Annotated in this window: 3 protein-coding genes; all 3 read left to right on the top strand. The window is 67.6% G+C overall.

What is annotated here, in order from left to right; all coding sequences use genetic code 11:
• Positions 1-1,141 (top strand): RHS repeat-associated core domain-containing protein (locus LLG88_02280; protein MCE5245735.1); only part of this gene is annotated, 1,141 nt, incomplete at its 5' end.
• Positions 1,138-1,758, top strand: coding sequence for a hypothetical protein (locus LLG88_02275; protein ID MCE5245734.1), 621 nt, complete (start codon positions 1,138-1,140; stop codon positions 1,756-1,758). The genes LLG88_02280 and LLG88_02275, both read left to right, overlap by 4 nt.
• Positions 1,759-1,890: 132 nt before the next feature.
• On the top strand, positions 1,891-2,203 hold a 313-nt coding region (locus tag LLG88_02270; GenBank protein ID MCE5245733.1), incomplete at its 3' end, for a hypothetical protein.

Here is a 2,203-nt window from a genome sequence, read left to right as displayed (position 1 = left end):
GCTGCGTCAGACCGTGGGCGCGTCGTGGGACGCGCTCGGCCGGATGACGACGTTCGTGGAAGGCGACCCGAAGACGGAGCTCGGCGCGCCGGCCGAGACCTACCGCTACGCGGCGGACGGCTTCCGCTGGCTGCGCGCGGGCGCGGACGGGAAGGCGACGCTGACGCTGCGCGACGCGCAGGGCCGGCCGCTCGCCGAGTACGTCGTCGCGCGCGGCGGGGCGGGACCGACGCTCTCGCGCGAATACGTGCACGCGCTGGGGCAGGTCGTCGCCGAGCGGACGTGGACCACGTCGATGGGGACGCTGCCGAAGGTCACGTTCCACCACCGCGACCACCTCGGCAGCCTGCGCGTCGCGACGGACGCGGCGGGGGCGCTCGCCGACGCGCACGACTACTACCCGTTCGGCGGCGAGATGGGGCCGGTCGCCTCCTCGAGCCGGAAGAAGTTCACGGGCCACGAACGGGACGAGGAGACCGGGCTGGACTACATGCTCGCGCGGTACTACCCCGCGTCGATGGGGCGGTTCCTGAGCGTCGATCCGGGGTTCGACGTCCAGCCGGAGAATCCGCAGTCGTGGAACTTGTATGCGTATGTAAGGAACGGTCCGGTTAGCGGCGTTGATCCGAACGGAAGAGAAATCAGGTTTCCCCGTGGAACGGACGCGATCTTCATTGCATCGATGTGGACCACGCTTGACATGGCCGCGAAGGCAGACAGGTCCGGCCGACTGCAACTTGCGCTCGACAGACTCATTCACTCGCCCAACATCCACTGGATCCGGCCGGGTGAGTCCGAGCATGGAGTTCCCCTCAATGACAGCAGGGCGAAGGACGGCACGGGAACCGGTTCCTCCTTCGAGTTCAACGAAGACGGCTACGTTGATGCTGACGGACGGTACGACAGTCCGGTTGAACTCGCGGCACATATGATCTCTCACATGGAAGACATGGACACAGGCACTCTAGAGACCAATGCCGCCAAGCCTGGGGAGCCGGCCGCGACGGAAGTGAAGGCAGTGCAGATGCAGAACCTGACGAATCCCCAAGACCCCAAGACGACCTATGTTCAGCAGCCAGTTCCGGAGCCGACAAAGGTCCCAGAGATTCCGCCGCTGCCGAAGGGCCGGGAGGAGAGATGAAGCGCCTAGCGGCCGTCGTGTTCCTCTTGACGGCTTTGGCGGGGTGCAAGACCCCTTCGCCGACGTCCGTGTGCTCTTTCGACATCGACCGCTCGGTCGCGGGCCTCGGTCTCGCTCCATCGGCGCCCGCTTCGTTCGTTGCGTATCTGCAGGGGTGCCAGGCGGCGTGGCGGCGCGATCCTGCTTTTGCCGAGCTGAACGACAGGCTTCGTCAGCCCGACGTCAAAGCCGTGATCGGGCTCCAGATCGGGTGCGCCCCCGGCGGGGGGTACAAGTCGGTCTGGTTCATCCAAGGGCGGAACGGGGCCGAGGAGGTCTCGACCGGCCCGGCACCCGGACGTTTCCGCCGGCGCGTCATGCCTGACCGCGAGTGGGCAACCCTGAAGGCGAAATGGCGCCAAGCGACCGGCGAGGCTGTCGGCTCTCTGATCAACCCGGCGGTGTTGGACGGCGCGGTGTACTTCGTGTGCGCGGCCGTGGACGGTCGGCGCACGGCTTTCGTTGTTTACGATATGGCAGCCAGAAATCGACAGTTCGCAGTCCTGTTCGACCTGCTGTCTTCGTCGGAATTCCAGGAGGTCCCCATTGATGTCCGAAGGGAGATGGGCACGCCGTGAGATGGCGCGTAACGTCGCTTCCGCAGATTGAATTCTCCGAGCGCCTCGCAGCGGCGCGGGCCACGCCGCTCGGTTGACTCGCGATCCCCGCGCGGGCGAGACTCCGTCTCGCGGCGCGGGCGGTCGAGGCGCGTGTCGTCGCCGCGAGGGGGATGCGGCGATCGAGGGGACCTGCACATTCGACGCGTACGATCCGTTCGGGAACATGAGACCCGGCGGACGATCCTTTCGCCGGCAGGGCGGGGGACGACGGAGGCGTTCGCGCTCGCCTTCGAGCCGGGGGCGGCGCCGGGAACGACGCCCACGGGCGACGGCTCCCCGAACCGGAACCGGATCGCCGCGCGCGCCCTCTACGACGGCTCCGGCAACGCCATCATGGACAACGGCGCGCCGCGCGCCGCGCAGGACGTCGAGTACGACCTCGACGGCAACGCGGTCCGCCTGC

The organism is bacterium, assembly GCA_021372775.1.
GTDB lineage: Bacteria > Acidobacteriota > Polarisedimenticolia > J045 > J045 > JAJFTU01.
This window is presented reverse-complemented; position numbering and strand designations above follow the sequence as displayed.